This is a genomic window from Marinobacter sp. M1C (assembly GCF_023314135.1).
Lineage (GTDB): Bacteria > Pseudomonadota > Gammaproteobacteria > Pseudomonadales > Oleiphilaceae > Marinobacter.
Map to the genome: position 1 here is coordinate 2,531,205 of NZ_CP092289.1, position 19,265 is coordinate 2,550,469.

The 19,265-nt window shown below is 52.7% G+C and carries 15 protein-coding genes; all 15 read right to left on the reverse strand.

Going from position 1 to position 19,265, the window contains the following annotated elements; all coding sequences use genetic code 11:
• Positions 1 to 41: 41 nt before the first annotated feature.
• Genes MIH19_RS11900 through MIH19_RS11970 form a run of 15 tightly spaced genes read right to left on the reverse strand, consistent with a single transcriptional unit; the run spans position 42 to position 19,171 of the window.
• The gene (locus tag MIH19_RS11900; protein WP_249005087.1) at positions 42 to 1,475 is read right to left on the reverse strand and encodes an oligosaccharide flippase family protein; all 1,434 of its coding nucleotides are present in this window, start codon (positions 1,473 to 1,475) and stop codon (positions 42 to 44) included.
• A gap of 60 nt (positions 1,476 to 1,535) precedes the next feature.
• Complete coding sequence (locus tag MIH19_RS11905) at positions 1,536 to 2,423, reverse strand: hypothetical protein (protein WP_249005088.1); 888 nt, start codon at positions 2,421 to 2,423, stop codon at positions 1,536 to 1,538.
• Positions 2,424 to 2,449: 26 nt separating this feature from the next.
• On the reverse strand, positions 2,450 to 4,339 hold the full coding sequence (asnB, locus tag MIH19_RS11910) for an asparagine synthase (glutamine-hydrolyzing) (protein WP_249005089.1): 1,890 nt from the start codon (positions 4,337 to 4,339) through the stop codon (positions 2,450 to 2,452).
• A gap of 2 nt (positions 4,340 to 4,341) precedes the next feature.
• Positions 4,342 to 5,496 carry a glycosyltransferase family 4 protein gene (locus MIH19_RS11915; RefSeq protein ID WP_249005090.1) on the reverse strand — a complete coding sequence of 385 codons (1,155 nt, stop codon included), beginning with the start codon at positions 5,494 to 5,496 and terminating at the stop codon, positions 4,342 to 4,344.
• Positions 5,496 to 6,863, reverse strand: a complete 1,368-nt coding sequence (locus MIH19_RS11920; protein ID WP_249005091.1) for an O-antigen ligase family protein — start codon at positions 6,861 to 6,863, stop codon at positions 5,496 to 5,498. Before MIH19_RS11920 ends, MIH19_RS11915 begins: the two co-directional genes overlap by 1 nt.
• 35 nt (positions 6,864 to 6,898) lie before the next feature.
• Positions 6,899 to 8,209 carry a glycosyltransferase family 2 protein gene (locus MIH19_RS11925; protein ID WP_249005092.1) on the reverse strand — a complete coding sequence of 437 codons (1,311 nt, stop codon included), beginning with the start codon at positions 8,207 to 8,209 and terminating at the stop codon, positions 6,899 to 6,901.
• Complete coding sequence (locus MIH19_RS11930) at positions 8,206 to 9,294, reverse strand: FemAB family XrtA/PEP-CTERM system-associated protein (protein WP_249005093.1); 1,089 nt, start codon at positions 9,292 to 9,294, stop codon at positions 8,206 to 8,208. Before MIH19_RS11930 ends, MIH19_RS11925 begins: the two co-directional genes overlap by 4 nt.
• A complete protein-coding gene (locus MIH19_RS11935; protein ID WP_249005094.1) occupies positions 9,284 to 10,408 on the reverse strand; it encodes a GNAT family N-acetyltransferase in 1,125 nt (374 codons plus the stop codon). The genes MIH19_RS11930 and MIH19_RS11935 overlap by 11 nt, the downstream gene beginning before the upstream one ends.
• 22 nt (positions 10,409 to 10,430) lie before the next feature.
• Positions 10,431 to 12,257 (reverse strand): carbamoyltransferase C-terminal domain-containing protein, encoded by a 1,827-nt coding sequence (locus tag MIH19_RS11940; protein WP_249005095.1) that lies wholly within the window; start codon positions 12,255 to 12,257, stop codon positions 10,431 to 10,433.
• On the reverse strand, positions 12,254 to 13,252 hold the full coding sequence (locus MIH19_RS11945; protein WP_249005096.1) for a polysaccharide deacetylase family protein: 999 nt from the start codon (positions 13,250 to 13,252) through the stop codon (positions 12,254 to 12,256). Before MIH19_RS11945 ends, MIH19_RS11940 begins: the two co-directional genes overlap by 4 nt.
• Positions 13,253 to 13,291: 39 nt before the next feature.
• On the reverse strand, positions 13,292 to 14,638 hold the full coding sequence (locus MIH19_RS11950) for a hypothetical protein (protein ID WP_249005097.1): 1,347 nt from the start codon (positions 14,636 to 14,638) through the stop codon (positions 13,292 to 13,294).
• A gap of 3 nt (positions 14,639 to 14,641) precedes the next feature.
• Positions 14,642 to 15,517: a polysaccharide biosynthesis protein gene (locus MIH19_RS11955; protein ID WP_249005098.1), complete on the reverse strand. Its 876-nt coding sequence runs from the start codon at positions 15,515 to 15,517 to the stop codon at positions 14,642 to 14,644.
• Entirely contained in the window at positions 15,517 to 17,088 is a 1,572-nt protein-coding gene (locus MIH19_RS11960; RefSeq protein WP_249005099.1) for an XrtA system polysaccharide chain length determinant, read from the reverse strand. Before MIH19_RS11960 ends, MIH19_RS11955 begins: the two co-directional genes overlap by 1 nt.
• A complete protein-coding gene (locus MIH19_RS11965; RefSeq protein WP_249005100.1) occupies positions 17,088 to 17,726 on the reverse strand; it encodes an XrtA/PEP-CTERM system exopolysaccharide export protein in 639 nt (212 codons plus the stop codon). Before MIH19_RS11965 ends, MIH19_RS11960 begins: the two co-directional genes overlap by 1 nt.
• A gap of 35 nt (positions 17,727 to 17,761) precedes the next feature.
• Positions 17,762 to 19,171, reverse strand: a complete 1,410-nt coding sequence (locus tag MIH19_RS11970; protein WP_249005101.1) for a TIGR03013 family XrtA/PEP-CTERM system glycosyltransferase — start codon at positions 19,169 to 19,171, stop codon at positions 17,762 to 17,764.
• Positions 19,172 to 19,265 lie beyond the last annotated feature (94 nt).

A 19,265-nucleotide genomic window follows, 5' to 3' on the forward strand; every position in this document is an offset into this window, starting at 1 on the left:
AAATTTAGCCGACACTAATGTCTCGCAAACTCCTGAACGTCCTAAACTTTACGTCGTGCTGTAAAACCAATTTCTTTATACAATGGATGTCCGAGAGCCACCAACGACAATAACCAGATAGGGGGTAAAAATAATGCTATTACACATATCGGCTTCCAGGCAGGCTCAGCCTCAAACGGGATCCAAATTGAGATGGCGTAGGTGGCCGCTGCGCAGACTAGTGATATCAGTAAATTAGGAAGTAATGTGCGGTAAAATGTAATTATATTTAAATCAAGAACCCTAACGAGAAGCCAGGTAACCACAACTACCTCAAGAACGCCAAGAATCAGAAAAGCGTAGGCAACAGCCTGAAAGCCTATCGGGAAGGCAAAAATAACCAAAGCAAAGATCGCAAGAAGCAAAAATGCTTCTTTTTTGAGCATAGTATGCTCGTTGCCTGACGCGATCAAAAGATTATTGGCGAAGTGATGTGTGGAGCGAAGTATCAGCCAGATTGCCAGTATTGATGCAACCGGCGCCGCGGCGTCCCATTGGTCGCCGAAAAATATCCGGATTGCCGGCAGGCTAGCCACTGAGGCGACAGCCAACACAGGCCACATTAGAGCACCCATAAGCAAAGTCGCTTTAGTATAGGCGTTAATTAAGTTTGCCCCCGACCTCTTGGCTTCGGAAAGATAAGGCAATACAACTGGGGCTGCGCCCGACACCAACGTGCCGGCTATAAAAGTGACAAAGCCCTGCCCCCGAGAGAACATACCAACCTGAGCTGTGGTACCCATTTTGCCAAGAACGAGATCCGGCGCCACTGAAACACCTTTTTTAAAAAGATTAGTGAGAGAGTTATAAACGCCAAACTTGGCTATCGCCCCAACGTCCGAAAATATCGGGCGCCAGTAGGTTGGGAAACCTTTGGTAAACGTAACGACCAGAAACTGAACCAAAATTGTAGCAACATGCCCCCAGGCGAGTGAGTAAAAACTAAAACCCAGATTAATCAAAGTAACTGTCACCACCAAAGCGGAAGCCGAGCTTAGAATATTAACAAGAAGCAAAATTTTAAAGTTGAATGATCGGGCAACCAGCGCCATGGGGATACTGATGAATGGCCCAAGAAAAAACGTAGTGGAAAGAATCGGAAATATGACCGCCAGCGGAGCCAACTCATAATAGCTTGCAACCCAGGGCCCCACCCCTATGATAAATATGCCCAAGCCCCAGGAGATGAGCATGGTCAATCCAAGCGCGCGCCGGATTTTTTCTTCACTTAAGTTTTCTTCCCGTATCAAATAGTCGGCAGCACCCAGAAGCTTAAACTCGGCAATAATCATCACGATGGCGCTAGCGACCGAAAAAGTTCCAATTTCATCCGGCGTCAACAACCGGGCGACAATGATTGTAGTCGCGAGGCCAATTAGCCGCACAACATATTGGGAAACTGAAGAAATAATAATAGCCGTTCGGACTTTAGACATGGAGGATGCCCATATTGAACGTTATATTCAGGAGATGTTCATGTTGTGAGCCCTTATTCATCACGACGGGTTCCCGTTTTTGGCTCGCTGCTTCCGCCTAAGCCAGGCAAAGTAACCAAGAGACAGCGAGATAAGCGACAAAGGGACTATCCATTTCGCTACATAGCTCACATTTTCGAAAACATATCGCAAGGTCATAAAGTGATATGTGTTGTCGAACAGCGCGAAATCGGTTTGATAAATGCTGATCAGATCATCTATTTCAGCAGCGCTGTACCCAGCCGCCGAATATCGATCGCGCACATGCTCCAACCGCTCCGATAGCTCATCAAGGGGAACCCCCAAGGAAATACCAAAATCCGGATCAAGAAGTTGCGGCTTGCCGTCCTCACGCTCATACTCAACAATGACATGCCCACCAAAAGATACGATACGATTGGGAATCTGATGTTGATCGAGAACGCTGGAGAGAATCGTGGAGGCGTCTCCACAAATCCCGATGCCCCTCTCGATGTTTCGCTCATAATTTGCGTAATGATAGCGCTCGAACTGAGGTAGCCCTGAAAACATACCAATACCCCACAGGAAGTAATTTTCCCAAATGGGCACCAATTGCCGGTATTCCACAGGATTTACTTTTTGCCAGTCAATGTGTATCAGGCTCTGATTAACAACTTGGTTAGCTGCTTCTGCGAATTCACTTCTTGGTAAAGAAGCATCAAGCCCATTAATCGCGATGAGGCTATCCTCATAACTCCAGATCTGCTTCGGGATAAACCGAAGCTGATCCTGGTCGGTCACGCCCAGCCCCGGCTTCCGGATGGGCTGGGTGAGTCCGTAAATATTAATCCCCATAAGCACAAGAGCAACCACGAGGCTAATGATAGCCAGCCCTTGAATCCAGAATTTGGGCTGTTTCCTCATTTTTTTGTCACTGTCGTCTTCCATGGCAGAGCCCTTTCTTCCTATTCTTTTCATCGTTGGTACGCTCTCCACCAAAGCTCAAACGCCAGCATGCTCCAGAGTTCTTGGGTGTTGTAGTCGTGACCCCTCTGATGGTTCAGCCACAGTTCACGGACCTTGTGCATGTTAAAACACTGTGCCAGCCCACCATTATTGGAGCGAAAGACTTCGTCCGCGAGTTCAAATAGCTCGCTTCTCAACCACTGGGCTAGTGGCACTGAAAACCCCATCTTCTTACGATAGAGCACATCTTCCGGGAGCAGCTTTTCGAATGCATGCTTCAGAATGTATTTTTTTTCTTTACCATTGAGCTTTAGCGCAGATGGAATACTGGCAGCGTATTCAACCACTCGGTAGTCCAGCAGCGGCGCTCTTGTCTCAAGGGAATTGGCCATGCTCATTCGATCTACCTTCACCAGAATATCTCCAGGCAAGTAGGTCTTGATATCTGTATAGAGAATTTTACCCAGATGATCATCAGTGTCCGCCTTCGCGTAATGGTCGCGGGTAATATCGGCGGGATCATACCCCACGGTTTCACGTTTCAAGTCACCCCGAACCAGATCGTCCCATACACTCTGACGGAAAAAACTATTAGTGACGAAAAAGGAACGGTCTGGATCCATGGCCAAGGTTCCGAGAAGTGACTGCGCCTTGCGGGTGGCCGCTGTACCAAATCCACCGGCTATCTGTGCCAACATAGGAAACAGGCTGCGGCGCAGGGGCCTGGGAAAAAGATTGCGAAGCCGGTTCTCGATCTGATCCGTACGATACTTGCTGTATCCCGCAAAATTTTCATCACCACCGTCACCGGCAAGAGCGACGGTAACTTTCTGGCGCGCCAACTGTGACACGAAATACGTTGGAATAAACGAAGGGTCAGCAAAGGGCTCATCAAAGTAACGGGCGATGTCGACCAAGCTGTCCGCAACGTTACCTTTTACGGTGAATTCGTGATGATCTGTTTTGAACTGTTTGGCAATTTTTTTAGCCCAGTGCACTTCGTCAAAGCGCTTTGAATCGAACCCAATTGCGCAGGTGGTCACTGGTTGACTGGAGTGGCCTGCCATTAGCCCCACCACGGCGCTAGAGTCGATCCCGCCGCTGAGGAAAGCGCCGAGGGGGACGTCACTGATCATACGAAGGCGAACGGCGTCATCAATCAGATCGTAGAGACCGGCTTCCAGTTCGGACGGGCTTGCTGCACTAGGATTGGCGAAAGACAGGTCCCAGTACTGTTGTAACTGACATTCTTCGCCATTCGTGATCAGCCAGTGGCCGGGGGGTAGCTTATGAATATTCTTGTAAATGCTTTTAGGGTCCGGCACGTATTGGTAGGCAAAAAAATCTTTCACTGCGTCCGGGCGAAGCTCTGTTTTGATAAACGGGACGGGAAGTAACGCCTTTATCTCCGAGGCAAACGCAAATTGGCCGCCTTCCTGGTAATAATATAACGGTTTCTTACCCAAGCGGTCCCGGGCCAAAAACAGCTGTTTTGCTTCGGTATCCCAGATCGCAATGGCGAACATGCCATTGAGCTCATCGAGACAGTTGACACCTTTGTGCTCGAACAGAGCCAGCAGAACCTCGGTATCGGTCTGGGTGCGAAAAGTGAAACCAACGGTATTAAGCGCCTGCCGAAGCTCTAAATAGTTGTAGATCTCACCGTTGAAGGCGATGACATAGCGCCCAGTTCGGGAAACCATGGGCTGCGTGCCCGCATTACTAAGGTCTAGGATGCTCAGGCGGCGATGAACCATGCCGACGTGATCGTCCAGCCATACGGCACCGGCGTCCGGCCCGCGGTGGATGATGGCCTGCCCCATAGTTTCCAGCCAACCTTGATGAGCCTCACGATGGGGTGTTGAGGGGTTACGAAAAAAACCTGCCAGCCCGCACATACCTAACTCCCCTCTTTCTCAGAAGGCAGTTCCTGCTGATCGGGACTCACCAATTCCAAGAATAGCGATTCATACTCCCGAGCCATGCGCGCGGCAGAGAAACGGTGATCGATCAGCGTTCGCGCTTTAGCAGCCATGTGTTGGGCCAGTTCAGGATTTGTAAGCACCTGATTACAACAGTTCACCAAAGCATTAACGTCGCCTAAAGGCGCAAGCAAGCCAGTCTCCCCATGTTGCACGAGTTGATCTACCCCTGGAATATCGTAGGCGACGATCGGCACGCCCACGGCCATAGCTTCCATCAGGCAGCGGGGTATCCCCTCAAGGGAAGATGTCATCACAAAAAGATCAAACTGTGACAGCAGGGCAAGCCTGTCGCTGCGGAAACCCAGAAACTCTATCGCACTGGCGCTTTTCAAGGAGGCAGCCTGTTCTTCAAGTTCTGCCCGCTGACTTCCGTCACCGAGCATTTTCAGCTTCACGGTCGGATCCGTGGCGTAGAGCCTGTCAAACGCGTCCAACAGGTCAGGCAGCCCCTTTCGTGGAATCATCTGCCCAATGTAGCCGATGTGTTTGGAAATTTGCTGGGCGTCGCTAGGGGGCAGGTTCTGCATTGCAGCATCAATCTCCGTTAGATCGACGCCGTTGCGAATAGACCGGGTTTTACTTTCAGGCACCTTGAAGCGGCCCATATCCGCAGCCAGCTCTTCAGACAAAGGTGCGACCGCGTCGAAGTACCGAAGCATATGAGTACCGATTCGAATAAAGGTAGCCAGCTTAAAGCCCACTTTTCCCGAGAAACCATGAGGCGTACTCACGCAGCGAATACCCGCTTTCTTAGCCGCTAACAACCCTAGAATATCGGATTTGTAGCCGTGGGTATGAATGACATCTATCTGTCGTCTTTGAATCACACTCACCAATTGACGAACAACCCGCAGATCGAAACGCCCGGCCATATCAAGGTAATGAACCTCGCCCACAGCTTGTGGGTAAACCTCTGCTACGGTGAGGTCTTGGTGCTCGCTCTCGCGTGTTACCGCCAGGTCGCAGGTCACCCTTTGCCGGTCAACGTTATTCGCCAGGGCCAACACCCAGCGTTCGGCGCCGTAAAAACCAGCGGGGGTAATGAACTGCAGAATGTTCAGACGTCGCATCAGCGCGAGGGCTCCTTGCTATAGTTTGGGGTTAGTGATTTGGGCACCGTATTTTTTTGTTTTTTGGCAACTGCTACTTTCGCTTTCCGACGTTGCAGGAAATAGACATTGATTCCGATAGCTAACAGCAAAATCATCCAGTACAAAATTTCAGCGCGGAAACGATTTATAAAACTTCCAGCTGCCAGATAGCCTAATAGTGCACATTCAAGCGCTAGTAACTTGAAGTAAGAGACGTTGTCCTCATTTTCAAGCACCCATTGTTTTGCCTTTCTGGAGAATCTGAATAACGACATAAGCGCAATAATAAAGAGCCCAATCCCGGGCCACCCAACCTCGCTCAGCCCCTGAAACCAGAGCGAGTGCACACTTTTCCCCCCCTCTCCCCCCTGATATTCGGGTGGAAGATAAACATCGGAAAGAAAGTTAAAACCATAAATTCCAGCACCCAGCGGATAGTCTGTCGAAATATCCAGTGCTGCCAACCAGTAATTAATGCGTTGCGAGCCGCTTGCACCTTCATCTTCAACATTCTCCATGGTGCGCATGCGATCCCAGAACTGGTCATCGGCGACATAGAGCCCGCCACTGATCCCAAGGATAATAATGACAACGGCCATCGCCCGTTGACCTTCCTTGCGGTAACGGGAAAACATCATGTACAAAAGAAAAAGGCCCGCACTGACCACAACGCCCACAAATGATCCCCGGCTGTTAATCAAAACCAGTCCATTCGCTATGAGGGCCCCGCAGAAAACGCAGAGCAATTTCACTTTTTTGTTGCCCATCCACGCGTAGTACATAAGAAAAACGGCAGCGGGTACCAAAGCTGCTGCCGTATCGTTTGCGTCGGGCGCATCGGCCATGCCGATACCTTCAACCCGGGCCCCAGCCCCCCTTCCGACGGAAGTAGCGAGATAACCAATATAAGTGGCGCCTACCAAGTAAGCCCATATCGAAACATCAAGAATTCGAGGTGAATTGACCAGTTTGTAAGCGACAAAAACGATAATCACCAGTTTGGTAAACTGAAACGTGAACTCGTAATGCACAGCAGGATTCAGAGCCCAAAAATACACCAGGTAGTGATACAGCAACAGGGCGATTATCCACTTAAAAACTGGCAGTTCTCCCCAAGGCGCCAGCGTGGAATATTTTCGATAGCCAATACCGAGAGATATCAGCATGAGCATAGAAGCAATAAAGGAATAGCTTATCCCCGGTATCTCGGCAGACCACCACCGATAGTCCGGATTCAGGAAGTATACAAACTGATAGAGTATAAATGAGGAAGCACCGCTAAAAGTGAAGGTAGCAATAGTACCGCCAAAAAAAGCCATCAAGAAAATAAGGGCTATTTTAGACATGGTTTAGTTTGCCTGCAGATTGGCGGGAGAAATAGTCAACCCACATATGCCCACCCCAAGCTTGATAACAATAGAATCAGGCCCACCACCCACCATGTGAGCGCCCCCATCGGATTCTCTGGAACGGCCCCGGAATCAGCTGGTGCCGCGGGCCTTGCACTGTTCCAGGTAACCTGAGTTTCGCCTCTTACGGCACTTAATACCCCACGGACGGAGTAGGCATTCACCAACACGAAGTAATAGGGAACCGACAACCATACCGGCAAGTCGTTCTTGTTTTTGGACAAGTGTCCCGCGGTAGCCAGGGCAAGAAGTGCCAAAGATCCAAAAGTGATCAGCTGGAACAGTGACAGCCCCTGGGCTGCAAGTAAGGCGCTTCCCGCGACGCCGAGAACCAGAAACACCGGTATCAACCAACGTAGAAGTTTGTGGGAGATTACTTCCCAGGCAAAAACCCCGGTTTTGCGGGGATTCATAACGGCTTTAACCCGCATCAACCCACGAATGCTTCGATTTACGATGCGCTCTTTGCGGACCACCTCACGGCCGAAGTCGCCAGCCGTTTCTTCATAGCAGCGGGCTTTTGGGTCAAATACTCCGCGATAACCTTTGGCGACGATTTGTAGTGGATTGACAAAATCGTTGATGTCTTGCTGCTGCAAAGGCTCCCAAAGTTCGGTACGAATGGCGTAGATCGCGCCGTCGCCGCCTACCACCGAATGCAGTTTTGATTCCATTTCTTTAATGGCCAGTTCGTAACGCCAGTATAGGTTTTCATTATTGGCGCTGGCGCCGCTATTTGCATCTGTGTAGAGCGCAGCGCCTACGGCGTAGCCGACCTTGGGATCGTCAAAATTTTCCGCCAGCCGGCTGATGGCATCTGGCGCGTACATGGCGTTGGCGTCGCTGAACACGGTGATTTGACTGCGTATCTGTTCCATGGCCAAGTTAATGCCCATGGTTTTGCCTAATCGGCCTTCCTGGCGAATGAGTTTGATTCGGGGGTTGCTAAGGGCTTTTACCTTTTCGTCGGTGCTGTCATCGGAGCCGTCTGATACTACAACGATGTTCAGCTTGTCTGTGGGATAATCCAGTGCCAGGGCGTTGTTGAGTTTTTTTTCTATTACTGCGGCTTCGTTATAGCAGGAAATGACCAGGGTTACGGTTGGAGCGTTATCTATTTCGATATTGTTTTTTTCAGTACTGCTTGTTTCAGTACTGAACGTTGCCGGGGTTGGCTTTGGCTGAACATTGCGGGTGAGCAGCCACAAAATAGCCGGGTAGCCAAAATACACGTAGACCGGCACCAACAAACAGACAGTGGTGATAAACAGTATAACGTTCATAAGGTGATGTAACGCCGTAATTTAGGGCCAATCCAGTTGGCAACGGGTAAAGGAAAACGTTGCCAGATGCGCTCGATCAGCGGGCGCAAACGGCTGACCGTCCTGCTTAAACTAGAACTTAAAATTGAGTTTGAGTTTTCGCATTCGTTAGTCTGGCTTTCGTTGCGCCAGAATAAATGATGAGGCACCGCGCCCCACTGCTTTTTAAAGCGGAATGTGCCCTCCCCCAATGTGGAGCGGCCAAAATCAAATTGGGTACAGCCTAAATCATTCACTCGGGCCAGCAGGGTCCAGTACAACAGCATGTTCGGTGCCAGTTTGTTGTGCTCTTCAAGGGTAGACGCCCAAGGAATGCACGCTTGCTTGCCCTGCACCAACACTATGCCGCCACCTACCGGCTCGTCACCTTTAAACACCAGGCCTACCAGCATTTTGTCGCCGTATGCTCTACCCAGTTCTTTGAACCAGCTCAGGCTGTGTACCGGTGAACCCAGGCGCAGCATGTTACGTGAAAACACCGCATAAAATCGTACGATGGCGTCGTCGCCCTGACGTACTTCTGCGGTCAAGCCATTTTTTTCGGCTTTGCGAATCTGGCTGCGCAGTTTCGGTTTGTAGCTTTTGAACAAGGTTTCGCTGCAGGCCGGTAATTCACAGAGCATGCGCACTTTGGTGTCGCCGGCAAGGTCTATGCATTCTTCCGGCAGCAGTTCTGGCCCGCCTTCGCGAATTTCCAGAGCCGCCCCTCCAAGACTGGCCGCAAGATTCTGAGCAGCGAATCGAATTTCGCCAGCAATGTCTCGGCTGTCAGCCAGCAGCCCGCCGAGATCACAGAATGGCAGTGACACCAAGGTACTTGACCGAAAAGGTCGCTTCACTTCTACCAGCGGCAAGGCTCCGCACAGCTTGCCATTTTGATGGGCGGTTACCACCCAGGCAGCGTGACCGTAGGCTTTTTTAACCGCTATTAACCAGCCGCTATAATGGTAAGGCGTAGCGTTTGGTTGGCTGGCGATGTAATCGTTGTAGTCTTTCAACGGGAAAGCCGACAACCGTGAGGCACGTACCTGCAGTTCAGCGTTCATTGGGGGCTGCTTCCTTCAGCCAAAGCTGTTTGGTGCGGCGGGCGGCGTCTTCCAGTTTCAGTTTGAAGCGGCCACGTTGCAGTGATACTTGGGTGAGCTGCCGGTGCAACTGGCCCAAGTTGGCTTTATAGCGCTCATCGCCACCCATAAAATCGTAATAATGAAAGCCATGGTGGCGGTAATCTTCAATACACAGGGTGTGGCCCAGAAGACCGGGTTTTAGCCGGTTGTCGGTTTCAGTTTCCATGCCGCCCAGGTAAAAATAGATAACGCCTTTGTGCAATAGGTTATAGAAGCTGGCGATTTCCTGATCGCCGGCCATCAGCGAAACCAGGTCTATACCGCCATCCGCCCATTGGGTGCGTATCAGTTCACGATGGAAGTGCAAGAAATCCGGGTTGGCAAAGCCGCTCTGGTCGGTGCCACTTCCCCAACGCTGCAGGTGCCGCGGGCCTATGCGATCAAATAATGCCAAAGCGCCTTCGACCGAATCTGGCCGCTGCAACTGCACCTTCCCCCGTTGCTGGTATAAGCGTTCGCAGCGGCTTATCTGGTAACGGGTGTTGCGTGACAGGGTATCCAGGTAATGCACGCCCCCGCGCCGCAGTTCGTCCAGATTTACACCGAAACAAGGTGCTTCCCAGCGGATGTGTTTGTGCAGGCCGGTTAACTGGGCGTAGCGGTCGGCGTCTTTACTGTCGATGGCGCCGACAATGAATTCGTCCCATTCCGGCAATTCTTCACAGATATACTTTAAAGACGCTGCGGCAACGTGGTCTTCCTGACCTTTTTCAGACAGAAAACCGTTGTATTCAATCCAGATCTGGTCTTGCAGGCGCTGCCCAGTCTGGTGCAAGCGCAGGCAATGGCTTTTTAGTACGCCATGGCGGCGCTCGCTGGTTTCAACCAGCAGGCCCAGACCAATAATTCGCTCGCCCTCGGTCACTTTTAATACCAGGGCCGCAGGCTTATAAATGGCCAGCCAATGCCCAAGCCACTGCCACGACAAAAATACCGTGGGTTCGGCGCGGTTTTCCAGATCTTGCCAGTCAGCCTTCAAACCCGCGTAGGCGGAAGCGGGCTGCAATGTCACTGATAAGGTGGCCTTTGCCATGGCATTGCTTCCTGGCACCTGTTTAGTGCTGCGGATTCGGGTGTTTCACCAGGAATGGCCCTATGGCCAAATAATCCAGTGCTCCCTGCAGGAATGCACGAACGCCGTCTTCCGGAGAGCTTACGATGGGCTCTTCGTGCATATTAAAGCTGGTGTTGATCAGGCTGGGGATGCCACTGATTTTTTCATATTCTTTCAGAATGTCGTAGTAGCCCGGGTTCACGTGGCGCTGTATCAGCTGGGGCCTGGCGGTGTTGTCGACGTGTACGGCGGCCGGGCAGTTTTCTTTCATGAACTCGGTGCAGTCAAAGGTGATGGTCATGAACTCGGCGGCGTGTTCGGCGCCTTTGATGTTGTGATAGCACTTCTCGCGGGCCTCGTACAGGGTAACCGGGGCGAACGGCATGAATTCTGTGCGGCCCAGGCGTTTGTTCAGCCACTGGTTCACTTCCGGCTCGCGGGCGTGATACATGATGGTGCGATTGCCTAAGGCGCGGGGGCCGTATTCCATGCGGCCATCAAAACGGGCCACTACGTTGCCGTTGTGAATCAGCTCGGCTACTTCTTTCGCCAGATGTTCCGGGCGCTGATACGACAGGCCTTCGGCTTTGAGTGCTGTTTCCATTTCAGATTCGGAGTAATCCGGCCCCATGTAACTGTTTTCTATCGACGGCTTCGCCCCACCCTGCCAGCTGTGGTAGAGCGCAGCGCCGGTGCCGCAGCCGCCGTCGCCCATGTTGGGGTATACGAAGATGTGGTTCACGCCTTCAATTTCAAAAATGCGCTGGTTCAGCTTCACGTTGGCGGTAACGCCACCGGACAGCACAATCGTGTCGATACCGGTTTTCTGAACCCAGTGGCGGATGTAATCGGTGGCCACTTTTTCCAAAACGTACTGATAAGCCGCGGCCACGTCGATTTTTGGAAACTTGGACGCCAGGTAACGGGAGAAAAACACATTGTTGGCTTCGTAAATGCGGAAGTCGCCCGGCGTCTGCTGTATGCGTGACAGCAGAATGTCGCCCAAGATGGACGGATCACCGTAGGAGGCCAAACCGACAATTTTGCCTTCGTGGCGGCTGGGTTTAAAGCCCAGGCTGGAGGTAACGTGTTCGTACAGGGTGCCCAGGGAGTTCGGGAACGGCAGGCCGTGCAAACGATGGATTTTGCCATCGCGGCCTTCGCTGATGGAACCTGCCAGTCCGGTGCCGTAACCATCCAGGGTAACGCACAGGGCACGGTCAAAACCGCTGCACAGGAAGCTGTTGGCGGCGTGGGACAGGTGGTGGTCCATGCGTTTGATGGGGCCGCTCCAGCCTACTGACGCCAGGCCATCGGTCAGTTCTTTCTGCAAGTGCTGGAAGGACTCCTGAGCGTTCTCGCCCCACTGCCGCGAGGCTTTTAAGGCCATGGTGTTGGATGCCATTTTGGTGGCACCGGTCATGGAGTAATAAGAGTTGTATAGAAAGCTCTTTTCCATCATGGCGTTGGGGTGCGTAAGCCCGTGAATCGCTTCACTGCGGTCTGGCACGCGACCAAGAGCTTCTTTAATTTGCGGGCCCAGGTCTTTAGGTTCGAAAGACTTTATGAATTCTTTTTCGTCTTCCAGGTTTTTGGAAAACAGTTTCTGCTCGTTTTCTGCGGTCAGAAACGGGTAGCAAACCTGGTCAAAATCCGACATGGACAGGCCGGTGTAGGAAAGGGCTTTTTCCAGGGCCAGGCGTGGAAATCCGGATTGCTGTTTAACCCGGGTAAACCGTTCTTCGCCGGCGGCAAACAGGATGTTGCCGTCTTCAACGATGGATACCGTTGAGTCTTTGTCCAGGGGTGATATGCCAAGCACCTTCATGCCATTCTCTCCATAAGCGTTCGAATGCGGGTAGGCGATGACGCCTGGCCGCCTAATTCATTAAAGAAAAAATCAAAATACTGTCGAAAACTGTCCAAAAACAGGCGCAGCTGCGGCTCGCTCTGAACGTAAGAAGTGTGCCCGGGCACCACGCTGGGGCTGTGAAAGCTCCAGGTGAAGGTGCGCACACCCTGTTTGAACAGGGAGCGAGTAAGTTTTATGTGTTCTGCCGGGGCGAAGCCCTCTGGCGATAGCATTAACCGGTCAACCGCGCCCAGGCGCGAGAGAATGCCGGGGGCTCTGAACTTTTTCAGCGCCAGCGCAGATTCGTAGAGCGGAATGGCGAGGGCGTTGGCCCAGCCTATGAATCCGCCGCTGCAGGGAATTTCCAGGATACGCTCGCCGTTGTCGCCGCCAAACCAGAACGGGCGGGCATCAAAACGCCGGTAATCCGGGCCGCCGTCTGCCCGGGAATCCAAGGGCGGGCAAACGGACAAATCAATGTTGAAACCCAGTTCCTGAAGTATGCCGGTGGTGTTTGGCCCAAAGCCGTAACGCCCGGCTTTGTAGGTGGTGGGTGTGGTGCCAAAGTTGTCAGCGATGGTTTGCTGAAGAATCTTGAGCTTTTGACGTTCCAGATCGGCCGGCAGATTGCCCGGATAACTGTTGGCGCGGTTGACCACTTCGGTTTGCGGCGGATTGACCCAGGGGTGCAAATGGGCGCCGATTTCGCACTGGCCTTGTTCGGCAAACTGTTTTAACAGGCCGTAACCGTGGGGCTGGCTGGCTATCGGGTAGTCAATGACGTAACACGGACAAATACCGTATTCGTTAAAAATACTCTGTACCCGGTCGATATGCGCCATGGCCGACACCTGATTTGCCTGGGCGTTTGGCTCGGCGCTCCAGTCAAATTCTTCTTCGGTGTCGATCACTACAATTAATTGTGGTGGCAATTCGTATGGCAGGTTGATGGCTTGGCGTTGTGAAAACATAGGTGCGTCCCTGAATCCCTGTGTCATAAAATCTGCCGCCTAGCGGCTGGTTAACGCAAAACCGTGGGTTAACTCTAAACGGATGACGTATTGATCGCGATCATCCCTGCCCAAATCATTACGCAGGTACGACTGACTAAACGCCACCGCAAACTGCGTGTTTTCTGCCAGTTGCCGCGACCAACGGGTATCAAACCGGTGTATTTGGTCAACAATGGTACCGGCTTCGTCTTGCGCATCGCCCAGCCAGCTATAGCCAAAGCTGATGCGCTGCAAATCCGTTAACTGCACACCCAGGCTGATGCTGGATCGGTATTCATGGGTTTGGTCGCCGCTGAGCTGGGATTTCAGCAAGGCAGCTTCGGCGGCCAGGTTGAGTGTACAGGCGTCGCACAATAGATCGGTGCTGTGGGATGCCGATAGAGAGTCGCTGACCACCAGGTCGCGCAGTTGAACGGTTTCCGGTAAAAAATCAAATTCAGGCGGTAAATTCAACGACAGGTCAGTAGCGCTGTCGGACAGCCTTCGGTTGTACTGAACCGAGGTGCGGTATTGGTCAGCCACCCAGCTGCGGTCTGCGAACCCAGTCAGTGCGTCACTGTTGTTTTCGCTATTATCCGAATACTCGCTGGTTGCCCAACTTTTACCGCCACCGATGCTGAACGAACCGTTTTCCAGTTGGCGCTGGTATACCAGCTGTGCACTGTCGATTGTTTGATTAACGCTGTTCCCATCAGACCAGCTGCGGTTGGCGTTAAGGCTGGCACTGGAGCGCTCGCTTAGCCTTCGGGTTAGTTCGGCGCCGGTGGTGATGGAATTTTCATCGTTCAGGCTACCGCCGCCAAAGCTCTGCCCGGCCTGACTAAAAAGCCGCAACGTAGAGAGGCTGCCCGCATTAAAGCGTAAGCCCGCCCCAGCACTTAAGGTATTGCGGGTGTCATAGCTGGAAGGATTGACCACAAAACCGGTGTTGTTGCGCACCGAGGTAACGCTGTGGCCCAAATTAAAGTCCAGTGGCTGCGCCGGATCGAAGTAGGCATACCTGGCCGCTCCCAAAATGGAGCTACGGTTAGTCTGGTCGCCATCTCCCGTATCGCGGCGGGTTTCGAGGGTACCTCTGTATCGCAGCTGCAGCGAGTTTGCGCCGCTGGCGAGCGCCCCCCCCAGGCTTCCTGATACACCGACGCTGGGCTCTGTGCGGGTATCGGTGGTATTTCCACGGTCGGTGCGGGTATGGGTGGCCGCTGTGAACACAGAAGCAGAGCCAGAAATGGCTTTTACGGCGCTACCATCGGATACTTGTGCCGCTAAAGGCAGTGGTAAACCACATACTGCTATTAATGCAGCCGATGCGCGGCCAAATTGTTTCCCTACTCTGCGTTCCATGTCTTACTCCTGAAAAACCAACCCGGCAAATTTGTCCGTTTCCAACAGACTAACCGCTTCTGCGATTTCGTCGCCTGTTACTTCGCCAAAGGGCACACCCATGACCACTTGGTCGGCAAAACGCTCGAGTATGCGCGCTTCGGTGTTGTCGCGGAACGCCGGGGCGTTGATAACAATACAGCGGTCCGGATAACGATTTTTTAATTCGCTGATCAGCTCGCGCATGCGCACGGCTGAAAACAGCTCTACCGCCGATGACGCCTGGTTGCCCGCCGGAATGACGCTTAAACGGGCTACGCCACTGGCGTACAGGATGTCTTTTATGTCCAAAGAACGGTCAGCGACGAAATCCGTCACACCAGCACCCAGGGTTGCTGACACCAGGTTCTGCAGGCTGTGATTGTAAGGATCGCAATCTACCAGCAGTGCAGACGTGTGAGAGTCCAACGCAAAGGCGGCCGCCAGGTTGTAGGCGGTGGCGACGGAACTATTGTCATGCCCCAACGAGCTGAACATAACAGCGAAGTTGCCCTCGCCGTGGCGGCTGCGCAGCTGTATGCGCAGTTCGCGGTAGGCGTCCATTACTTCTTTGTCTGGCATGCCGGGATAGATGATTTTCTTTTCCCGCAATTGCTCCCGGCTCCAGGGATTAGGGTTGCCGATCAGCTCCAGCGACACGGCAGCGTCGTAGACGGAGGGCGGGCTCTCTGAGTCTGCACCTTGAACCGCGCCCAACTGGCGCCGCGGTGCTTCTACTCCGGCGAAGGGCCGCTCCTTGCGAAAGTTGTCTTCAGAGCGCGCCTCGCCTTCTGAATGAGACGGGCCTTGGCGTTCTTTCTGATTTTTCAGCAACGCATTGTAGAGCTTGTTGTCGTCCATTAACTGCCCCCGAACCCGGTTAACTCGCGGGCTTTATTGATCAACTGTTCCGGGGTGATTCCCATTACGCTGAATAGCAATACGCCCAGGTATACCGCCATGAACACACCCAGAATAACCAGTAATGCCATGACATCCTTGCGTAACAGGCGATCTTTCCAAGTGCTGCGGTAGTGGGGAATGCTGGTCAGCACCGGAAGGCCTGCGGGCAATGACAGCTGCAGGGCTCGCGGCGAGCGCAGGCGCTGGTCAAACATTACCAACATCACCAGCAGGCCGAGCACCATGGTGCTACCCAAAAACGGCCCGGCTAACCCAACCTGGTAAAGCTGAAGGCCATCCCAACGGGTGGGATAAGAGGCTGGCTCCTGAATTTTGTAGCTGGCGCCCTCGCCCTGCACATCCAGGGTCATCGACAGCCTTGCGCGTTCCCGGCTCTGTAGCATGTCTTCGTAAACGCCACGGGTTACGTCGTAATCACGGGTCAGTTCAGAAAACTGAGCCTGATTTTCCGCAACGCGCTGGGAGCGTTCAAAGGCCTCTTCGAGGAGTCGCTCAAGGGAAGCCAGGCGATTGGTTTGCACGGCCAGCTGAGTGGTGCTATCAGAGAGCTGTATTTTCAGCTTCTCGTAGACCGGGTTTTCCATGACTTCGGTGACCGCGTTTTCACGGGAAGAATCGCTCTGGCCGGACACCTGGCGCTGCAAATCCGTTATCTGTGCTTTGGTACTGACCACGTCCGGGTGGCGCTCGTGGTAACGCAGCATTAGCGAATCCAGTTCCATTCGCATCGATAACAGGCGGCGCTCGGCAGCGGATTTTCCGGGGTCGACGGTGATGCGGCGTACCGGCTGTTCCTGGGACAGCTGTTCGCGGGTTAAGCGCACTTCGGCGTCGGTTTGTTGAATTTCCAGTTTCAGGTTTTCAATTTCCCGTCGTAGACCTTCTATACGCGCCATGGCGCTATTTTCGCTGCCATCCTGATTGGCGCTTTTGAATTCTTTCAGGCGCTCTTCGGCTTCCTCCAACTGGCGCTGGTAGGTTTTCACCTGAGAGTCGATAAATTCGAACGCGCCCTGGCTTTCAGAGCGTCTTTTGCGCACGGAACGTTCAACAAAACGGCTTAGCGCTGCGCTCAGCACTTTAAAAGACGTGTCTGGATCGTCGCTGGTATAGTTCATTTGCAAAAAGCTACTGTTAGATACCCGCAGCCGAATCTGGTCACGCAGTGCACTGATTATGCCGTTACGCGTTGCATCGGCTTCGCCGCCGTTGATCATTCCGGTGTCCAGAGCGATTTGCTCCAGAAAAGACCGGCTCTGAATCATTTCGCGGGCTTCGTTGATTCGGTCGAGTTGTGTGATCTCGGCCTGGCCGCGCAGCAAGGGCTGCAAAATGTTGGACTGATCGGCGTACAGCACCGCCTGGGAGGTGTAACTTTTGGGTGTAACGTACCCCATTGTCAAAACTCCGGCCGTTACCAACATAAAGATAACCGCCGCCGCCAACCTGTAGCGGTAAAGCTCAAGCTTTACCGCGCGCAGGGTGTCGATGATGAACTGTAGATCCATCAGAGCTCGCCTCGGAACAACTGTTTGCGGGGCACGCTGATAACGTCACCTGGCTGCAGTGTGTGGTTGGTCTGCATGTCGCCTTCGGTCAAAATGGCACTCAGATCCAGGCCGTAGCTTTTATATTCGCCGTCAACCTGGCGGTGCAAAACTGCGCGGCCGTCTGCAGCAAAGTCAGTGACGCCACCGGCGATGAGTACCAGGTCCAGCACGGTCATGCCTGGCTGGAAGGCGACAGACTGCGGAGCCGCTACCTGGCCGGTTATGCGAAGGCGGTTGCGGAATTCTTTACTGGCCGGAGATGTGACCATTACCGTCACTTCGGGAGTGCGAATGAACTCACTCAAAGCAGTGTCTACTTCACTGGCCAGTTCTTCGGGGCGCTTGCCTTCTGCTTTCACGTCGCCCATCAGGGGCATGGAGATAAATCCGTCCGGGCGCACTACGATGGTCTGGTTCAGTTCCGGGTTACGCCACACGTGTACTGCTATTGTGTCGCCAACGCCGATTTCATAGGCTTCGGTTTCCGTTTCGGAAGACGGAGGCATTTGTGCTGAAGACGGCAAGCCGGAGCAACCCGCCAACACTACTGTGAACAATGCCGTACATACTGCTGCAATCGCTTTAAACCTGCCCATAATTTTCCCCAGATCCCTGTTTTTTATCGTTGCTGCTATCGCACGCCTTTGCCTAGAAGCACCACTTCCACTGTTTGAATCATGATGAGTATGTCCATCAGCAGGCTGTGATTTTTCGAGTAGTAAAGGTCGTATTCCAGTTTGCCTTTGGCGTCTTCTACCGAGGCGCCGTAAGGGTATTTAAGTTGGGCCCAGCCCATTAAGCCAGGTTTTACGTAATGTCTTGTGTCGTAAAGTGGAATTTTCTCTTTTAATTCAGAGACAAATTCCGGCCGTTCCGGGCGTGGCCCGACAAAACTCATTTCGCCTTTGATCACGTTATAAATCTGCGGCAGCTCATCCAACCGGGTGTTGCGTATGAACCCGCCAACTCGTGTGATGCGATTGTCATTCGCCGAGGCCCAGCGAGCCTTGCCGTCTTTTTCCGCATCATGGCGCATGCTGCGGAATTTATAGATTCGAAATTCTTTGCCCAGCAGGCCGATTCTTTGCTGACTATAAAGCACCGGGCGGCCAGTCTCTAGGAATACTGCAATAGCGGTTAGTATAATAAAAGGCGACATGATGGTCAGCAACGAAAGACTGAGCGCTAAGTCTAGCAGGCGCTTTGTAAGATCGCGGCTGCGAGATGCGCTGAATCCGTCTGAAAACAGGATCCACGAGGGGTGCACCATATCAAGCTTGGCTTTTTTAAGTTCGCGCTCATAAAAATCTACGCCGTGGGTCACGCTTATGCCTCGCAGTTTGCACTCCACCAACCCGGTTATTGGCAACCATCCGCCCTCGGCCTGGCGCCGTTCTTGCGGCGCGATCACAATTTCAGACACTTTTTTGTGGCGGCAAAACTCGTAAAAATCCACAGGAGTGGGTAATAAATGGTCTTTTTTTACTGCGGCTTGGTCAAGGTTGTCTGCGATGCAGCCGATAATGCGAACGCCCATGGCGCGCATGTTCTGATCGTACTCTTGCATTAGGTTAGCGGCGAACGGGCCTGCGCCGAACACCACTACCCGGCGTACCAATTGCTCTGAATCCACTACCCTTAAAAAAACCAGCCGGCACAGAATGACGATTAATGAGGAAAGAGCGACGGCGTAAAACAGCGCGGAGCTGCCCGGGTCTAGCGCTGGCACAAATAGATAGATAATGGTGAGCCCCAGCCCGCCTACGAAGCAGTAGGCCACCAGAGTTCGGAAAAACAGGGACGTGACGTTTTCATTGGCAAGGGACGAATAGCCGCCCATAGACAGAGTACCCGCGCTGAGCATAAGCGAGAAAACCATTGCGGCCAAGGTGCCAGACGCCAATTCAGGCGGTAAAGAAATGGCCGGATGAACGCCGTACGCGAGCACCAGGTACACAAAATACAGCAGGCAGAATTCCAATACGCCCAGCAGCAAGTACGGAACGTGTAGAAACTGTTTTCGAAAACGAATATAGGACACACCAAACTTCCTTGCCGTCTGCCAACTGTGTAACCCAAAAATCGACACCGCGATCTGGCCGATTTTAAGCCGTTTGTATTTTTCTATGACGAGC

Coding starts and splice junctions, on each gene's coding strand:
- MIH19_RS11900 (WP_249005087.1), bottom strand. CDS start 1,475: ATGTCTAAAGTCCGAACGGCTATTATTATTTCTTCAGTTTCCCAATAT.
- MIH19_RS11905 (WP_249005088.1), bottom strand. CDS start 2,423: ATGGAAGACGACAGTGACAAAAAAATGAGGAAACAGCCCAAATTCTGG.
- asnB (WP_249005089.1), bottom strand. CDS start 4,339: ATGTGCGGGCTGGCAGGTTTTTTTCGTAACCCCTCAACACCCCATCGT.
- MIH19_RS11915 (WP_249005090.1), bottom strand. CDS start 5,496: ATGCGACGTCTGAACATTCTGCAGTTCATTACCCCCGCTGGTTTTTAC.
- MIH19_RS11920 (WP_249005091.1), bottom strand. CDS start 6,863: ATGTCTAAAATAGCCCTTATTTTCTTGATGGCTTTTTTTGGCGGTACT.
- MIH19_RS11925 (WP_249005092.1), bottom strand. CDS start 8,209: ATGAACGTTATACTGTTTATCACCACTGTCTGTTTGTTGGTGCCGGTC.
- MIH19_RS11930 (WP_249005093.1), bottom strand. CDS start 9,294: ATGAACGCTGAACTGCAGGTACGTGCCTCACGGTTGTCGGCTTTCCCG.
- MIH19_RS11935 (WP_249005094.1), bottom strand. CDS start 10,408: ATGGCAAAGGCCACCTTATCAGTGACATTGCAGCCCGCTTCCGCCTAC.
- MIH19_RS11940 (WP_249005095.1), bottom strand. CDS start 12,257: ATGAAGGTGCTTGGCATATCACCCCTGGACAAAGACTCAACGGTATCC.
- MIH19_RS11945 (WP_249005096.1), bottom strand. CDS start 13,252: ATGTTTTCACAACGCCAAGCCATCAACCTGCCATACGAATTGCCACCA.
- MIH19_RS11950 (WP_249005097.1), bottom strand. CDS start 14,638: ATGGAACGCAGAGTAGGGAAACAATTTGGCCGCGCATCGGCTGCATTA.
- MIH19_RS11955 (WP_249005098.1), bottom strand. CDS start 15,517: ATGGACGACAACAAGCTCTACAATGCGTTGCTGAAAAATCAGAAAGAA.
- MIH19_RS11960 (WP_249005099.1), bottom strand. CDS start 17,088: ATGGATCTACAGTTCATCATCGACACCCTGCGCGCGGTAAAGCTTGAG.
- MIH19_RS11965 (WP_249005100.1), bottom strand. CDS start 17,726: ATGGGCAGGTTTAAAGCGATTGCAGCAGTATGTACGGCATTGTTCACA.